The sequence below is a fragment of the Buchnera aphidicola (Pterocomma populeum) genome, assembly GCF_049314985.1.
Classification (GTDB): Bacteria; Pseudomonadota; Gammaproteobacteria; order Enterobacterales; family Enterobacteriaceae; genus Buchnera; species Buchnera aphidicola_BQ.
In genome coordinates this window covers 269,206-283,659 of record NZ_CP186013.1, presented here as the reverse complement: position 1 = coordinate 283,659, position 14,454 = coordinate 269,206, and the positions used below count along the sequence as shown (strand labels likewise).

Annotated in this window: 14 protein-coding genes and 1 other RNA gene; 8 read left to right on the top strand and 7 right to left on the bottom strand. The window is 25.3% G+C overall.

Annotated elements, in window-relative coordinates:
* Position 1: 1 nt before the first annotated feature.
* The gene (gene hisG, locus ACOI1G_RS01515; RefSeq protein ID WP_422667557.1) at positions 2 to 901 is read right to left on the bottom strand and encodes an ATP phosphoribosyltransferase; all 900 of its coding nucleotides are present in this window, start codon (positions 899 to 901) and stop codon (positions 2 to 4) included.
* 156 nt (positions 902 to 1,057) lie between these two features.
* Positions 1,058 to 1,585 carry an endonuclease SmrB gene (smrB, locus tag ACOI1G_RS01510; RefSeq protein ID WP_422667556.1) on the bottom strand — a complete coding sequence of 176 codons (528 nt, stop codon included), beginning with the start codon at positions 1,583 to 1,585 and terminating at the stop codon, positions 1,058 to 1,060.
* 263 nt (positions 1,586 to 1,848) lie between these two features.
* Here smrB and aroC point away from each other — a divergent pair, with 263 nt between their 5' ends.
* From aroC to ACOI1G_RS01495, 3 genes are all read left to right on the top strand, one after another.
* Positions 1,849 to 2,925, top strand: coding sequence for a chorismate synthase (gene aroC, locus ACOI1G_RS01505; protein WP_422667555.1), 1,077 nt, complete (start codon positions 1,849 to 1,851; stop codon positions 2,923 to 2,925).
* Between the two features lie 304 nt (positions 2,926 to 3,229).
* On the top strand, positions 3,230 to 4,105 hold the full coding sequence (dapA, locus tag ACOI1G_RS01500) for a 4-hydroxy-tetrahydrodipicolinate synthase (protein ID WP_422667553.1): 876 nt from the start codon (positions 3,230 to 3,232) through the stop codon (positions 4,103 to 4,105).
* A gap of 46 nt (positions 4,106 to 4,151) precedes the next feature.
* The gene (locus ACOI1G_RS01495) at positions 4,152 to 4,364 is read left to right on the top strand and encodes a hypothetical protein (protein ID WP_422667552.1); all 213 of its coding nucleotides are present in this window, start codon (positions 4,152 to 4,154) and stop codon (positions 4,362 to 4,364) included.
* Between the two features lie 149 nt (positions 4,365 to 4,513).
* On the opposite strand, the gene dapE is transcribed toward ACOI1G_RS01495, so the two are convergent.
* The 4 genes from dapE to ACOI1G_RS01475 all read right to left on the bottom strand — a co-directional run bounded on the left by dapE (position 4,514) and on the right by ACOI1G_RS01475 (position 10,052).
* Positions 4,514 to 5,641 carry a succinyl-diaminopimelate desuccinylase gene (gene dapE, locus ACOI1G_RS01490; RefSeq protein ID WP_422667551.1) on the bottom strand — a complete coding sequence of 376 codons (1,128 nt, stop codon included), beginning with the start codon at positions 5,639 to 5,641 and terminating at the stop codon, positions 4,514 to 4,516.
* A 93-nt stretch (positions 5,642 to 5,734) separates the two neighbouring features.
* Positions 5,735 to 7,732, bottom strand: coding sequence for a transketolase (tkt, locus tag ACOI1G_RS01485; RefSeq protein ID WP_422667550.1), 1,998 nt, complete (start codon positions 7,730 to 7,732; stop codon positions 5,735 to 5,737).
* Positions 7,733 to 7,776: 44 nt separating this feature from the next.
* Complete coding sequence (gene tal / locus ACOI1G_RS01480; RefSeq protein ID WP_422667549.1) at positions 7,777 to 8,727, bottom strand: transaldolase; 951 nt, start codon at positions 8,725 to 8,727, stop codon at positions 7,777 to 7,779.
* A 110-nt stretch (positions 8,728 to 8,837) separates the two neighbouring features.
* The gene (locus ACOI1G_RS01475; RefSeq protein ID WP_422667548.1) at positions 8,838 to 10,052 is read right to left on the bottom strand and encodes a beta-ketoacyl synthase N-terminal-like domain-containing protein; all 1,215 of its coding nucleotides are present in this window, start codon (positions 10,050 to 10,052) and stop codon (positions 8,838 to 8,840) included.
* Between the two features lie 140 nt (positions 10,053 to 10,192).
* Here ACOI1G_RS01475 and rsmI point away from each other — a divergent pair, with 140 nt between their 5' ends.
* Both rsmI and rnpB read left to right on the top strand, forming a co-directional pair.
* Positions 10,193 to 11,044 carry a 16S rRNA (cytidine(1402)-2'-O)-methyltransferase gene (gene rsmI / locus ACOI1G_RS01470; protein WP_422667547.1) on the top strand — a complete coding sequence of 284 codons (852 nt, stop codon included), beginning with the start codon at positions 10,193 to 10,195 and terminating at the stop codon, positions 11,042 to 11,044.
* Between the two features lie 33 nt (positions 11,045 to 11,077).
* Positions 11,078 to 11,467: RNase P RNA component class A (gene rnpB / locus ACOI1G_RS01465), an RNA gene on the top strand.
* Positions 11,468 to 11,543: 76 nt separating this feature from the next.
* Here the strand turns inward: rnpB and pmbA are convergent.
* The gene (gene pmbA / locus ACOI1G_RS01460; protein ID WP_422667546.1) at positions 11,544 to 12,884 is read right to left on the bottom strand and encodes a metalloprotease PmbA; all 1,341 of its coding nucleotides are present in this window, start codon (positions 12,882 to 12,884) and stop codon (positions 11,544 to 11,546) included.
* A 228-nt stretch (positions 12,885 to 13,112) separates the two neighbouring features.
* Between pmbA and ppa the strand changes: the two genes are divergently transcribed.
* From ppa to rpmG, 3 genes are all read left to right on the top strand, one after another.
* Entirely contained in the window at positions 13,113 to 13,637 is a 525-nt protein-coding gene (ppa, locus tag ACOI1G_RS01455; RefSeq protein ID WP_422667545.1) for an inorganic diphosphatase, read from the top strand.
* A 381-nt stretch (positions 13,638 to 14,018) separates the two neighbouring features.
* Positions 14,019 to 14,252, top strand: a complete 234-nt coding sequence (gene rpmB, locus ACOI1G_RS01450; protein ID WP_422667543.1) for a 50S ribosomal protein L28 — start codon at positions 14,019 to 14,021, stop codon at positions 14,250 to 14,252.
* A 3-nt stretch (positions 14,253 to 14,255) separates the two neighbouring features.
* On the top strand, positions 14,256 to 14,423 hold the full coding sequence (gene rpmG / locus ACOI1G_RS01445; RefSeq protein WP_422667542.1) for a 50S ribosomal protein L33: 168 nt from the start codon (positions 14,256 to 14,258) through the stop codon (positions 14,421 to 14,423).
* Positions 14,424 to 14,454: the final 31 nt, after the last annotated feature.

The following is a 14,454-nucleotide window of genomic DNA, read 5'->3' as shown; positions in this document are numbered from 1 at the left end:
TTTACTCCATCATTTTTTCAATCGGTAAAACTAAAATCGAACTAGCTCCTAAAGATTTTAATTCTTCCATTGTTTCCCAAAATAATGTTTCACTACTAACCATATGCATCGCTACTTTAGTATCATCACCAGCTAATTTTAAAACAGTTGGTTTTTCTGCACCGTGCAATAAAGATATAACTTCTTTTAATTTTTTGATAGGTGCATGAAGCATAATATATTTAGATTCTCGAGCTTTTATTACACCTTTAATTCTAGTCATTAGTTTATTAATGACTTCTTTTTTTTCAATATTAATATTTCCACTTTTGGAAATTAAACACGCATTAGAATGAAAAATTGCTTGTACTTCATGTAATCCATTTGATTCTAATGTAGCACCAGTAGAAACTAAATCGCAAATTACATCAGATAATCCAACTCTTGGCGCCACTTCTACAGAACCATTCAACATACAAGATTTAAAAATAACATTTTTTTTATCAAGATATTTTTTCAATAAATAAGGATAGGAAGTAGCAATACGATTATTATTTAAACATGTTATATTAGAATATTGAAAATCTATAGGAACTGCAATAGATAATCTACAAATTCCAAAATCTAAACGCGTTAAAATAATATATGAATGCTCTAATCTTTGTGCTTGTCGACTTAATAATTCTTCATTTAAAACATTTTCGCCTACAATACCTAAATCCACAACTCCATCCATTACTAATCCAGGAATATCATCATCACGCACAAGCATAACATCAATTGGCATATTTTCTGCAAATACTATCAGTTTTTGTTGTTTTAAATTAATTTTAATTCCACAAGATTTTAATAATTTTATAGAATCATTACTTAAACGACCAGTTTTTTGCATGGCTATACGCACGCGATTATTATTGATCATATCTATTATTCCTTAAAATTTTTTTGTATTTTAGAATATACAATAGATGAATCTTATTTTGTTATTATTATCTATTTTTAATAATAAATAATATATATAAGAAATAAATTATACTCTTCGAATATTTTCAAATAATTAATCCTTATAAAAATAAAATTAAATTTCAATAATAACTATAATAGCAGCATTACTACCAAATATTTTAGAAGCCTGATGAAAAGCTATAATATCAGGATGTTGAGATAACCAAAAAGGTATTTGTTGTTTTAAAATACATTTTCCATATCCATGCATAATATGTGCACAAAAAATTTTTTCTTTTTTACAGACCCTAATTAATTGCCCTAATTCTTGTTGTGCTTGGTATTGTGTGAATCCATGTAAATCAAGAAATATATCTGGATAATATCGGTCTTTTTTAAGATTTTTTAAAATATCATATGAATTTTTATTGCGCACATAAGATACTGGATCTTTTTGAAAAAAATATTTTTTAGATTTTTTATAAGTAAAATAATGAATATGATCTTTCTGTTCAATAAAAATACGTTTTAATAAATTATTTTTTTTAGTTTTCTTTATTCGAGAATGAAATATAGTATCTTGTATTATTTCACGTGTATCCGTTAAATATTGGCGAAATAAAGTATTATCATCAGTAGTATATTGCCTGTTTTTATTCATGATTATTAATTACCAAACTCTTGATAAATTGAAACAATTACAGTAACATTTTTTACATAGTCTCTATATTATTATCTATAATCTTTTTAATTAATTATATATTTTACTTTTTATAAAAACAACAAATAAAAAACATTACTATAAATCTAAAATATATAAAAAATTTCATAAATCTAAAATATTCATATAAAAAAAATAAAAATATTAATTTTTCTATTTTATATTTAATTATATTAAACAAAACATATAATGAGTTAGATCATATGCCTGGAAATACAATTGGAAAAATATTTCGTGTAACTACTTTCGGGGAATCGCATGGAATTGCATTAGGATGTATTGTCGATGGAATGCCACCTGGATTAGAATTATCTATCGAAGATTTACAATATGACTTAAATCGACGAAAGCCTGGGAAATCTCGTTATACTACACCCAGAGCGGAATTGGATAAAGTAGAAATACTATCAGGAGTATTTAATGGAATAACTACTGGAACAAGTATTGGATTAATAATTTATAATACCGATCAACGCCCTAAAGATTATCACAATATAAAAAATATATTTCGACCAGGACATGCTGATTATACATATGAAAAAAAATATGGAATAAGAGATTATCGTGGTGGTGGAAGATCTTCTGCTCGTGAAACTGCAATGAGAGTAGCAGCAGGTGCCATTGCAAAAAAATATCTTAAAATGAAACATGGAATTTCTATACGTGCATATTTATCATCTATGGGTAATATTCTTTGTCCATTTAAATCATGGGAAGAAGTAGAAAAAAATCCATTTTTTTGTGCGAATCCTGAAAAAATACATCTTCTAGAAGATATGATTAAAAACTTAAAAAAAGAAGGAGATTCCATTGGTGCAGAAGTTACTATTATTGCAAAAAATGTTCCTATAGGATTAGGAGAACCAGTTTTTGATCGTCTTGATGCTGATTTAGCACATGCATTAATCAGTATTAATGCGGCTAAAAGTATAGAAATTGGTGATGGTATTTTATCAATTATACAAAAAGGAAGTGAACATCGTGATGAAATAACACCTAATGGATTTAATAGTAATCATGCTGGTGGAATTTTAGGAGGTATTAGTAATGGTGAAAAAATTATTTTAAAAGTAGGTTTTAAACCAACATCAAGTATTAAAAAAGAAGGAAATACAATTAATAATCAAAATGAAATGGTTAAAATTATTACAAAAGGACGTCATGACCCATGTGTAGGTATTCGCGCTGTACCAATTACAGAAGCCATGGTTGCAATGGTATTAATGGATCACTTATTAAGATTTAAAGCACAATGTAACAATAGTATTTTTTTTTTCTAATTAATTATAAAGTTATAGTGCTACTAAATTATTTTTTAGTAGCTTATAATTCTTTATTTATGCAATACAAAATATATTATTATTTTTTATATGATTAAAATATTAATACTTTATTATAAATTTATTAAAACATATTTTTTAGAAAAAAAATCATAACTTCCACAATAAATGTTTATAATATTAAAAATAAAAAATATAATTTTTTATATACAAACATTATGTTAAGTATAGTAATAATAATTAACCTCATTTTCTAATATATGTCAAACGTACCATAAAATTTTTTTATGGAGGAGGACAAATTATGTTCACAGGAAGTATAGTTGCACTAATCACTCCAATGAATCAAAAAGGTAAACTCTGTCGCTCAAGTTTAAAAAAATTAGTCGATTATCATATTAAAAATCAAACAAAAGCAATTGTTTCAGTAGGAACTACCGGAGAATCAGCAACATTAAATCAAGAAGAACATATTAATATTGTTATGTTTACATTAGAAATAGCAGATAACCGCATTCCTATTATTGCAGGCACAGGAGCTAATGCAACAGAAGAAGCTATTTTACTAACAAAAAGATTTGAAAAATCGGGTATCTCTGGATGCTTAACTGTAACACCATATTACAATAAACCTACTCAAGAAGGATTATATCAACACTTTAAAGCAATTTCGGAAAATACTGAATTACCTCAAATTCTTTATAATGTACCTAGTCGTACCGGTTGCGATCTACTTCCTCATACTATTGCTAGATTATCTAAATTTAAGAATATTATTGGAATTAAAGAAGCAACCGGTGATTTATCAAGAATTAATAAAATTAAACAGTTAATTAAAGATGATTTTTTATTAATTAGCGGTGATGATGTAACAGCTTTAGATTTTATGCAATTAGGAGGACATGGTGTAATATCAGTTACAGCCAACATAGCTGCAAAAGAAATGATGCAAATTTGTAATTTTGCATTAAAAAATGATTTTATTAATGCAAGAAAAATTAATCAAAAACTGATTTTATTACATGAAGCATTATTTATAGAGTCTAATCCAATGCCTATAAAATGGATAGCTAAAAAAATGGGTTTAATTAAATATGATACATTGCGATTACCTATGACACCAATTATGCAATCAACACGTTTACAACTTGAAAAAGCAGTAAAATATGCTAATTTATAGAAATTACTTAAAATATAACTATATCTTTAAAAAAAGAATAATTATATTGTTAATATTATGTTGTGTAATTACATCTTGTTCAAATATAGATAATTTTCAAAAAAAAAATATTTTTTTACAGAAAAATCATACATGTCAATTAAAAAAATTAATTATACCAAAGGGAATTCATTTTCCTAAACAAAATAAAAATTATGATATCCCATATACACAAGAAGAATTAAGTAAAAAAAAATTTAGCATTTTTCCTCCAGAATAATATTTATTTAAAGAGAAAACAGGTAAAAATTAAAAAATATCGTATTATATAAAATAATATGCATAATATTATTATATTAATGATACATATTATAAGTGTAGAGTATCTTTATGATATTCTGCACCAATTAAAATATGTTCATAAAAACATTAAATCAGTAATCTATGCATAATATTTTGATACATTAAACTTAATTTTTGTAAATCAGATATTTTTACAGATTCATTAATTTTATGAATAGTATTATTTAATAATCCTAATTCTATTATTTCTGATTTCATCATTGCTATAAAACGGCCATCTGAAGTCCCTCCAGAGGTAGACAAAATCGGTTTCTTTACATTAAATTGTAAAATACATTTTATAACTTCATTTATTAATATTCCTTTTTTTGTAATAAAAGGATTTCCTGAAAATAACCACTTAATAGAATAATTAATTTTTTCTTCTTCTAATATATTTTGTACTTTTGACTTAATAGTTTTTATCGAAATTTCTGTACTAAAACGAAAATTAAATTGAACAAAAAGAGATCCAGGAATAACATTACTAATATTTTCACCTGCATGAATATTAGCAATATTTACTGATGTAGGTGAAAAAAAAGAATTTCCATTATCTAATTTCATAGATAAAATTTTAATAAGAATAGGTAATCCTCTATGGATTGGATTATCTGCTAATTCCGGATAAGCAATATGACCTTGTACACCATAAATAGTTAAATTAGCTGTTATTGAACCTCTTCGTCCATTTTTAATAACATCTCCTACTATTTTAGTACTAGATGGTTCGCCTACAATACAATAATCAATTTTTTCATTATTTAATAACAGATATTCCACTACTTTTATTGTACCATTAATTGCACTAGATTCTTCATCTGAAGTAATTAAAAAAGATAGTCTTCCTTTATGATCCGGAAATTTCTGGATAAAACACTCAGCAGCAATAATCATAGCTGATAAAGCACCTTTCATATCTGATGCTCCGCGACCAAATAAAATTCCATTTTTAACCCATGGATCAAAAGGATCGGAAAACCATTTCGATCTATCACCAGCTGGAACTACATCAGTATGACCTGCAAATGTTAATGTCTTTCCAGTACCATGAAATGCCCAAAAATTTCGAGTATCATCATAATTAATTTGTTTTATTGTAAATCCGATATTCATTAATCTCTGTATCAAAATATCTTGACATCCTAAATCATTAGGACTGATAGATGGAATACGAATAAGATCTTGAGCTAATCGTGTAACTAAACAAACCATATTTTTTCCTAAATATTAATATATAATAATATAATAAAAAATTATAGAGTTAAAAATAGCTCTATAATTTTTTGCAATATATTTTAATAATAACTAAGTATTTAATAAAAATTGAGCTTTTTTAATAATATTTTCTTTAGTAAATCCAAATTTTTGAAATAAATCTTCTGCAGTACCAGATTGACCAAATGTTTTCATTCCAATCACTACACCTTCTAAACCTACATATTTATACCAAAAATCTTCTATACTAGCTTCAATTGCAATACGTTTTTTTACACTTGATGGTAATATATGTTCTTTATACGCAGGATCTTGTTTATCAAATATATTTGTAGAAGGCATAGAAACTACCCTAACAGAATACCCTAAAGAAGTAATCTCTTGTGCTGCAGATAAAGTAATATATAATTCAGATCCTGTTGATATTAAAATAATATCTAGAGATTTATTAGAATCATATAATATATATGCTCCATAACTAATATCTTTTAATTGTTGTGAACTTCTATTAAATTGATGTAAATTTTGACGTGATAAAATAAGAGCAGTGGGACCATTTTGTTTTTCAATTCCCATTTTCCATGCTATTGCAGTTTCTACCTGATCACTAGGTCTCCACACGGTAATATTTGGAATCATTCTTAAATGTGCTATTTGCTCTATTGGTTGATGTGTAGGTCCATCCTCACCTAATCCAATAGAATCATGGGTATAAACAAAAATATGTTTAGTCTTCATTAAAGCAGCCATACGAACAGCATTACATGCATATTCAGAAAAGATTAAAAATGTTGCAGTATATGGAATAAATCCGCCATGTTGAGCAATACCATTAGCTATAGCTGTCATACCAAATTCACGAACACCATAATGAATATAATTACCAGCTATATTCTTATTTATTGCCACAGAAGAAGAACATACTGTTAAATTACTAGGTGCTAAATCGGCAGATCCACCTATTAATTCTGGTAATAAAGGTTGAAAATTTTCTAATGCGTTTTGTGAAGCTTTACGTGTTGCTATATTACTAGAATTACGTTGTAAGTTAATAATAAAATTATTACTTTCTTCTTTCCAATTGTGAGGTAATTCTTGTTGAAAACGTCTAATATACTCTTTCGCTAAGATAGGATATTCTAATTTATACCTACTAAACATTACATTCCATTTTCTTTCATATTCTAAACCTTCTGATTTAAAATCCCATTTTTTATAAATTTTATTAGGAATTTCAAAAGGAGAATATGTCCAATGTAAATTATCTCTTATTAATTTTACTTCTTTATTTTCAAAAGGAGATCCATGAGACTCAGCGGTACCTGATTTATTAGGAGAACCAAAACCTATAATAGTATTACAAATAATTAATGAAGGCTGATCTTTATTATTTTTTGCTTCTTGAATACTTTTTTTAATAGATTCAGAATCATGACCATTAACATTATCAATTACATGCCAATTATAAGATTCAAAACGTTTTTTTGTATCATCAGTGAACCACTGAGACACATGACCATCTATTGAAATACCATTATGATCATAAAAAACAATTAATTTACCTAATTTTAAAGTTCCAGCTAAAGAACATGATTCATGTGAAATTCCTTCCATTAAACAACCATCACCTACAAATACCCAAGTATAGTGATTAACAATATTAAAATTTATTCGATTAAAATAAGAACTTAAATTTTTTTCAGATATAGCCATACCTACAGCATTAGCTAAACCTTGTCCTAATGGACCTGTAGTAGTTTCAATGCCAGGAGTATCACCATTTTCTGGATGACCTGGTGTTTTTGAATACAACTGTCGAAAATTTTTAATATCTTCTATAGATAATTGATATCCAGTTAAATGTAATAAACTATAAAGTAACATAGATCCATGACCATTAGATAAAATAAAACGATCACGATCATTCCAGTGCGGATTTGTTGGATTATGTTTAAAAAAATCTCTCCATAAAACTTCAGCAATATCAGCCATACCCATAGGCATACCAGGATGTCCTGATTGTGCATTTTGTATTGCATCTACACTTAACATTCGAATAGCATTAGCTAACTCTCTTCTTGAACACATACATTTTTTCCTTAAAATAAAACTTTATTATTCAATATAATAACCTATATTTTTTTAGAAAGAATATTTTCTAAAGATAATTGATCTTTACCAAAAGCATTAATTCCATCTGATAATTTTTGTACTGCCATTATATCTTGATTATGCTCCCAACGAAATTCTGCTTCTGATAATCGAGAAGGCGGTGTTTTAAATATATTAGGTGGAGTAAGTTTTCTTTCTATTTTATTAGTATTTAATTGTAATTGTTTTAATAAATCAATAGATATAGTCAATCGATCACATCCAGATAATTGTAAAATTTGATCAATATGACGAAAACTAGCACCCATAATTATTGTTTTATAAGAATGTTCTTTGTAAAAATAATAAATTTTACGTACAGATAAAACACCTGGATCTTCCGCAAAAGAAGATGATTTTATTAAATTATAAGATTTATACCAGTCATAAATACGACCAACAAAAGGAGAAATTAAAAATGCATTTGACTCAGCACAAGCACGTGCTTGTGCAAAAGAAAATAATAAAGTTAAATTACATAAAATATTATCTTTACGTAATTCTTCTGCCGCTTTAATACATTCCCATGTTGAAGCTAATTTAATTAAAACTCTATCACGAGAAATACCTTCATTTTCATACATATTAATTAATTTTTGTGCTTTTAAAATACATTTTTCTTGATTAAAAGATAAACGCGCATCTACTTCACTAGAAATATAACCAGGAATATGTTCTAAAATTTTTATCCCTAAATCTACTAAAATTTTATCACTAGCATTAATAATTTTTTGTTTATATGAACCCCCTTTTTTTTTAGCATATTCTACTGCTTTATCAATAAAATGCTGATTAGAAGGTAATTTAACCGCTTGTAATATTAAAGAAGGATTGGTTGTTGCATCTTCTGGTTGATATTTATAAATTGATTCTATATCACTGGTATCAGCTACAACAATAGTAAATTTTTTTAATTGATTTAATTGATTCAATGTAATAATCCTTATTATTTTATTTTTTTTATATATTAAAAACTATCTAAATAAAAATACATTAATATAAAATATATAAAATTCTTTGATAACATAAAAATAGCAAATAACTAATATTTTTTTAATACTAAAGAAACATTAGTACCTCCAAATCCAAAACTATTTGACATTGCAGTAGTAATTTTTTTCTTGATTCTTTTACAAGCAATATTCATATCTTTAGCTAAAAGTTCTAAATGATCAATATTAATTGTAGGTGCTATAAAATCATTTTGTAACATAATTAATATATAAATAATTTCATGAACTCCTGAGGCTCCTAAAGCATGTCCACTTATTGACTTAGTTGCAGAAATAATAGGTTTTTTTTTAGTATTATAAAAAACTTTTTTAATCGCTTCTAATTCTATTAAATCGCCTACTTTTGTAGATGTACCATGTGGATTTAAATAATCAATATTTAGATTATTTTTTGCTATATTCATACAACGAAAAGCTCCTTCCCCAGAGGGGGATATCATATTCGCTCCATCAGAAGTAGCAGAATACCCAATAATTTCTGCGTAAATATGTGCAGAACGAGATAAAGCAGAGTTTAAGTTTTCTAAAACCAATACTCCTCCACCTCCAGAAATAACAAAACCATCACGGTTAATATCATATACACGAGATGCTTTTATAGGATTATGATTAAATTGACTAGAAAGAGCTCTCATAGCATCAAATTGATAAGCTAATTCCCAACTTATCTCTTCACCTCCGCCAGCAAAAATTAAATCTTGTTTTCCAAATTGAATTAATTCAAATGCATTTCCAATACAATGAGCTGATGTAGCACAAGCTGAACTAATAGAATAATTTACTCCATACACTTGAAATATACTTGCTAAACAACCAGATATATTAGAAGGCATAGATTGAATCGCAATATAAGGACTTACAGCTTTTAAACCACGTAAACTTCTTATTGAATCAATGCCATTTATATGGTATTTACTAGATCCACCTCCAAAACCAAAAATTAAACCAATGCGAGGATTTTTTTTATAGTATTTTTTTTTTAAATTAGCATCTTGAATTGCTTGTTCCATTGATAAAAAAGAATATATGGCACTATCATTCATAAAACGAAATATTCTATTTTTTTTTAAATATTTAACATCCACTTGAATATTTCCGCATACATTGCTTCGCATACCAATATTTTTCATTTGATTTGAAAATGTAATTCCAGATTTTCCATTATATAAAGAATTAAAAACTTCTTTTTTATTATTACCAATACTAGAAATAATACCAAAACCAGTAATTACTACTCTATTCATTCATTTATTAACCTTTTTGCAATATTAATAAAATTATTAGATTAATTATATCAAATATGTTTTGGTTTATATAATCTATAAAATTTGATAATTTAACATATCTATTTTATAAAATAATATAAATTATACATGGATATAAAATGAATAAAAATGATAATGGAATACTTTATATAGTCCCTACACCAATTGGTAATTTATTAGATATTACTTATAGATCATTAGAAATACTTAAAAAAGTAGATATAATTGCAGCAGAAAATATTCAACATACTAAGATTTTATTAAATTATTTTAATATTACAAACTATTTAATATCAATGAATAAACATAATGAAAAAAAACAAAGTAATTTTATAATAAAACAATTAAAAAACAGAAAAAATATTGCAATAGTCTCTAATGCAGGAACACCTATTATTAATGATCCAGGATACTTTTTAGTAACACAATGTCGTTTACATAATATTAAAATTATTCCTTTACCAGGAGCTTGTGCAGCTATTACAGCACTGATTGCCTCTGGAATATCTGCAAATCGTTTTTGTTATGAAGGATTTATTCCTGTGAAAAAAAAAGAAAGATGCGATCTTTTTCAATCTTTAAAAAAAGAAAAAAGAACTATAATTTTTTATGAATCCAAACATAGGATATTAACCAGTATAAAAGATATTATAGAACAAATTGATGCAAATCGAAATATAGTTATAGCAAAAGAAATAACAAAAAAATGGGAAGCAATTTATTATAAAACAGCCATTAATATGTTTGAATGGATGAAAAATAATTCACAACACTATAAAGGAGAAATGGTAATTATCATAGAAGGTTTTAAATCAATTAAAAAAAATAATGTTTCTACAGAAGAAATCAATACATTCAATATATTAAATCCTATTTTAAAATTAAAAGAAGCTGTTTCTATAACTTCTCAAATACATAAAACAAACAAAAATAATTTATATAAATATGCTATTAAAAAAGAAGAAAAGTGACAAAGTCATAAAAATAATATATAATTTTCTTGTGAAGTTGACCAAAACAGTCGCTGTTTAGTTTAATATAAAAAACTAAAAAGAGGAAAGTCCGGGCTCCATAGAGCAAGGTGCCAGGTAATACCTGGAAAGCGTAAGCTTATGACTAGTGCAACAGAAAAAAAACCACCAAAAAATATGTTTTAAATATCTATTATATTTATGATTATACAAATGGAAAGGGTGAAAAGGTGTGGTAAGAGCACACCGCATAATTGGTAACAAATATGGCATGGTAAACTCCACCTGGAGCAAAGCCAAATAAAGGTTATATTGTATTGCTCGTACTTAAAACCTGGGTAGGCTGCTTGAGATAGTAAGTGATTACTATCCTAGATAAATGACTGTTAAATACAGAACCCGGCTTATAGGTCAACTTCTTAAAATATAATAAAAAATTGATATTATAAAGGTAATAGATATATTACCTTTAAAATAATAAGATGAATGTGATAAAATCTTAGTTACCTGATATTTGCATTTCAGAAATTAAAATAGAACCACACTGAATCTTACTGCGCATATCAATATCATTACCAATAGTAATAATATTCTTCCACATTTCCTTTAAATTACCCGAAATTGTAATTTCATGAATAGGATATTGAATTTTACCATACTCTACCCAAAATCCAATTGCACCTCGTGAATAATGACCACTAATAATATCAACTCCTTGTCCCATTAATTCTGTTACTAATACACCTTTATTCATTTTTTTTAAAAGCTCAATAAAAGATATATCATAATGTGTAATTAACCAATTATAACATCCTCCTGAATTCCCAGTACTCACCATTTTTATTTTTCGAGCAGTATAACTATTTAATAACCATGTTTCTAAAATACCATTTTTTACAATATATTTATTACATGTTGCAACACCTTCATCATCAAAAGGCTTACTTCCCAAACCTTTTTGTATATGAGGTTTTTCTTCAATATTTAACCAATTGGGAAAGATCATTTTTTTTAAATCATTAATTAAACATGTAGATTTTTGATATACATGATTACCACTAATAGCGTTAATAAAATGAGAAAAAAAAGAAGATGCAATAGATGCAGAAAAAATAATTGGCACTTTAATGCTTTTTATTTTTTTAGATCCTAATCTTGCTACTGCATTCATAGCAGCTTTTTTTCCAATGATTTCTGATGAATATAAATCATCAATTTTTCTTGCTACAGAATAATCAAAATCTCTTTCCATAGTACAATTATCTTTAGCAATCACACAAGTATAAATAGAATGATGGGTAGTTTTATAACTTTGTAACATATCAAAACTATTTCCAAAAACAATAATATTAATATAACTATTAAAAAAACTACCTTCACTATTAATAATTCTATTATCATATTTAAATGCTGCTTGTTCTGATATAGTAATTAAATTAATAAAATGATTAATATTAAAATCAATAGGATAAAATAAATCTAAATCAATTTTTTTAGAATATAATAAATCTGGATCAGGCAATCCAATAAAAAAATCAGAAGAAGAATATTCAGCAATACTAATTGCTTTATTTAACATACTTTCAATATTATTTATACTAAAATCTTTAAAAGATACACTACCTTTAGAAAACTTTTTATATACAGTAATAAATAATCCGCCATCATTATTATATTCTATATTTTCAAGATTTCTATTTCTAATATTAACACGAATACCAAAAGTTTTTTTTACAGAGATTTCAATTAAACAATTTTTATTTTTTGCTAATTGTAGTGTTTTTTTTACAGTATCAATAATAATTTTTTTTTCTTGCTCTATTTCTTTAAATAATTGCATATTTATACCTTGCTATTTTTTTATATTTTAATATTATTTAAAACATAATGAATTATTAATATAATTATATGAAAAAAAAATTAATATTCAACTATAAGAATTTAAGTATTCAAAATATAATCTTTTTAATATCCATACTTATTCTAATATTATATTTTTATTTTTTATAAAAAATATTAAAATATAAAATACTTCTATTTAATAAAAAATTATTTGTATAAGGAAATTATGAATTTAAATCAAATTGTTGCTGGAGAAAATATACCGAGTGATATTTATGTTATTATTGAAATTCCAGCATATTCTGATCCAGTAAAATATGAAATCAATAAAAAATATAATGCTCTTTTTGTAGATCGTTTTATATTAACACCGATGTTTTATCCTTGTAATTATGGATATATCAATCATACTTTATCTCTTGATGGAGATCCTTTAGACGTATTAGTACCTTCTCCGTATCCTATACAATCTAATTCTGTTATTCGATGTAAACCAATAGGGATACTACATATGAATGATGAATCAGGTAGTGATGCTAAAATTATAGCCGTACCACATAATAAAATTTCTAAAGAGTATGAAAAAATCAATGATATATCAGATTTACCAGAATTATTAAAAAAACAAATTATACATTTTTTCCAATATTACAAATCAATAGAAAAAGAAAAATGGGTGCAAATTATTGGATGGGGTGATTACAAAGAAGCTCAATTAGAAATTAATTCTGCATATCAACGCGGAAAATAATATAAAAATGAAATCTTATATAATATAATCATATTCATAAATGATTAAAAATACATACAAAAAATATTTTCATAATTATTGAAAAATATAAATAACATTATACTTAAAAATATAATATAAATTTTTATATGTAAAAAAATAATATAATAATTACAATATCTAAATAAGTATCGCATATATATATTTGTTTAAATATCTTTAATTAAATACCTACTTTAAATACAGTAAGATAATTATCTTATATAAAATTAATAATATAAAGTATTTCTCTGTAAATAATAAAACATCTTATATTAAATTGATTATAAATTATAATTATAGTTTTATAAAAATATGTTAAAATTATTTTATTATCTGTTTAATTAATAAAAGGAGAATTCAATGTCACGAATCTGTCAGATTACTGGAAAAAAACAAATGATTGGAAATAATCGATCTCATGCAATGAACGCTACAAAAAGACGGTTTTTACCAAATATTCAATATCATCGTTTTTGGATACCTGAAAAACAAAGATTTATTAAATTACGTGTTTCAATGAACGGAATGCGCTGTATTGATAAACATGGAATTGAATTTATATTGAATAAAATGAAATTAAAAAATAAAGGTTAATACATGGCTAAAAAAATTCGCGAAAAAATAAAAATGATTTCATCTGCAGGAACAGGGCATTATTATACTACTACTAAAAATAAAAGAAATACGCCTAATAAACTGATCTTAAAAAAATATGATCCTGTTATTCGTAAACATGTATTATATAATGAAGGAAAAATAAAATAATAAATAATCCAAAAAATAATTAAAGTATAAT

Bases quoted from the DNA above. Each gene is read 5' to 3' on its own strand.
- ppa (WP_422667545.1), top strand. From the start codon at position 13,113: ATGAATTTAAATCAAATTGTTGCTGGAGAAAATATACCGAGTGATATT.
- smrB (WP_422667556.1), bottom strand. From the start codon at position 1,585: ATGAATAAAAACAGGCAATATACTACTGATGATAATACTTTATTTCGC.
- pmbA (WP_422667546.1), bottom strand. From the start codon at position 12,884: ATGCAATTATTTAAAGAAATAGAGCAAGAAAAAAAAATTATTATTGAT.
- rsmI (WP_422667547.1), top strand. From the start codon at position 10,193: ATGAATAAAAATGATAATGGAATACTTTATATAGTCCCTACACCAATT.
- ACOI1G_RS01475 (WP_422667548.1), bottom strand. From the start codon at position 10,052: ATGAATAGAGTAGTAATTACTGGTTTTGGTATTATTTCTAGTATTGGT.
- aroC (WP_422667555.1), top strand. From the start codon at position 1,849: ATGCCTGGAAATACAATTGGAAAAATATTTCGTGTAACTACTTTCGGG.
- tkt (WP_422667550.1), bottom strand. From the start codon at position 7,732: ATGTGTTCAAGAAGAGAGTTAGCTAATGCTATTCGAATGTTAAGTGTA.
- rpmG (WP_422667542.1), top strand. From the start codon at position 14,256: ATGGCTAAAAAAATTCGCGAAAAAATAAAAATGATTTCATCTGCAGGA.
- hisG (WP_422667557.1), bottom strand. From the start codon at position 901: ATGATCAATAATAATCGCGTGCGTATAGCCATGCAAAAAACTGGTCGT.
- rpmB (WP_422667543.1), top strand. From the start codon at position 14,019: ATGTCACGAATCTGTCAGATTACTGGAAAAAAACAAATGATTGGAAAT.
- dapE (WP_422667551.1), bottom strand. From the start codon at position 5,641: ATGGTTTGTTTAGTTACACGATTAGCTCAAGATCTTATTCGTATTCCA.
- dapA (WP_422667553.1), top strand. From the start codon at position 3,230: ATGTTCACAGGAAGTATAGTTGCACTAATCACTCCAATGAATCAAAAA.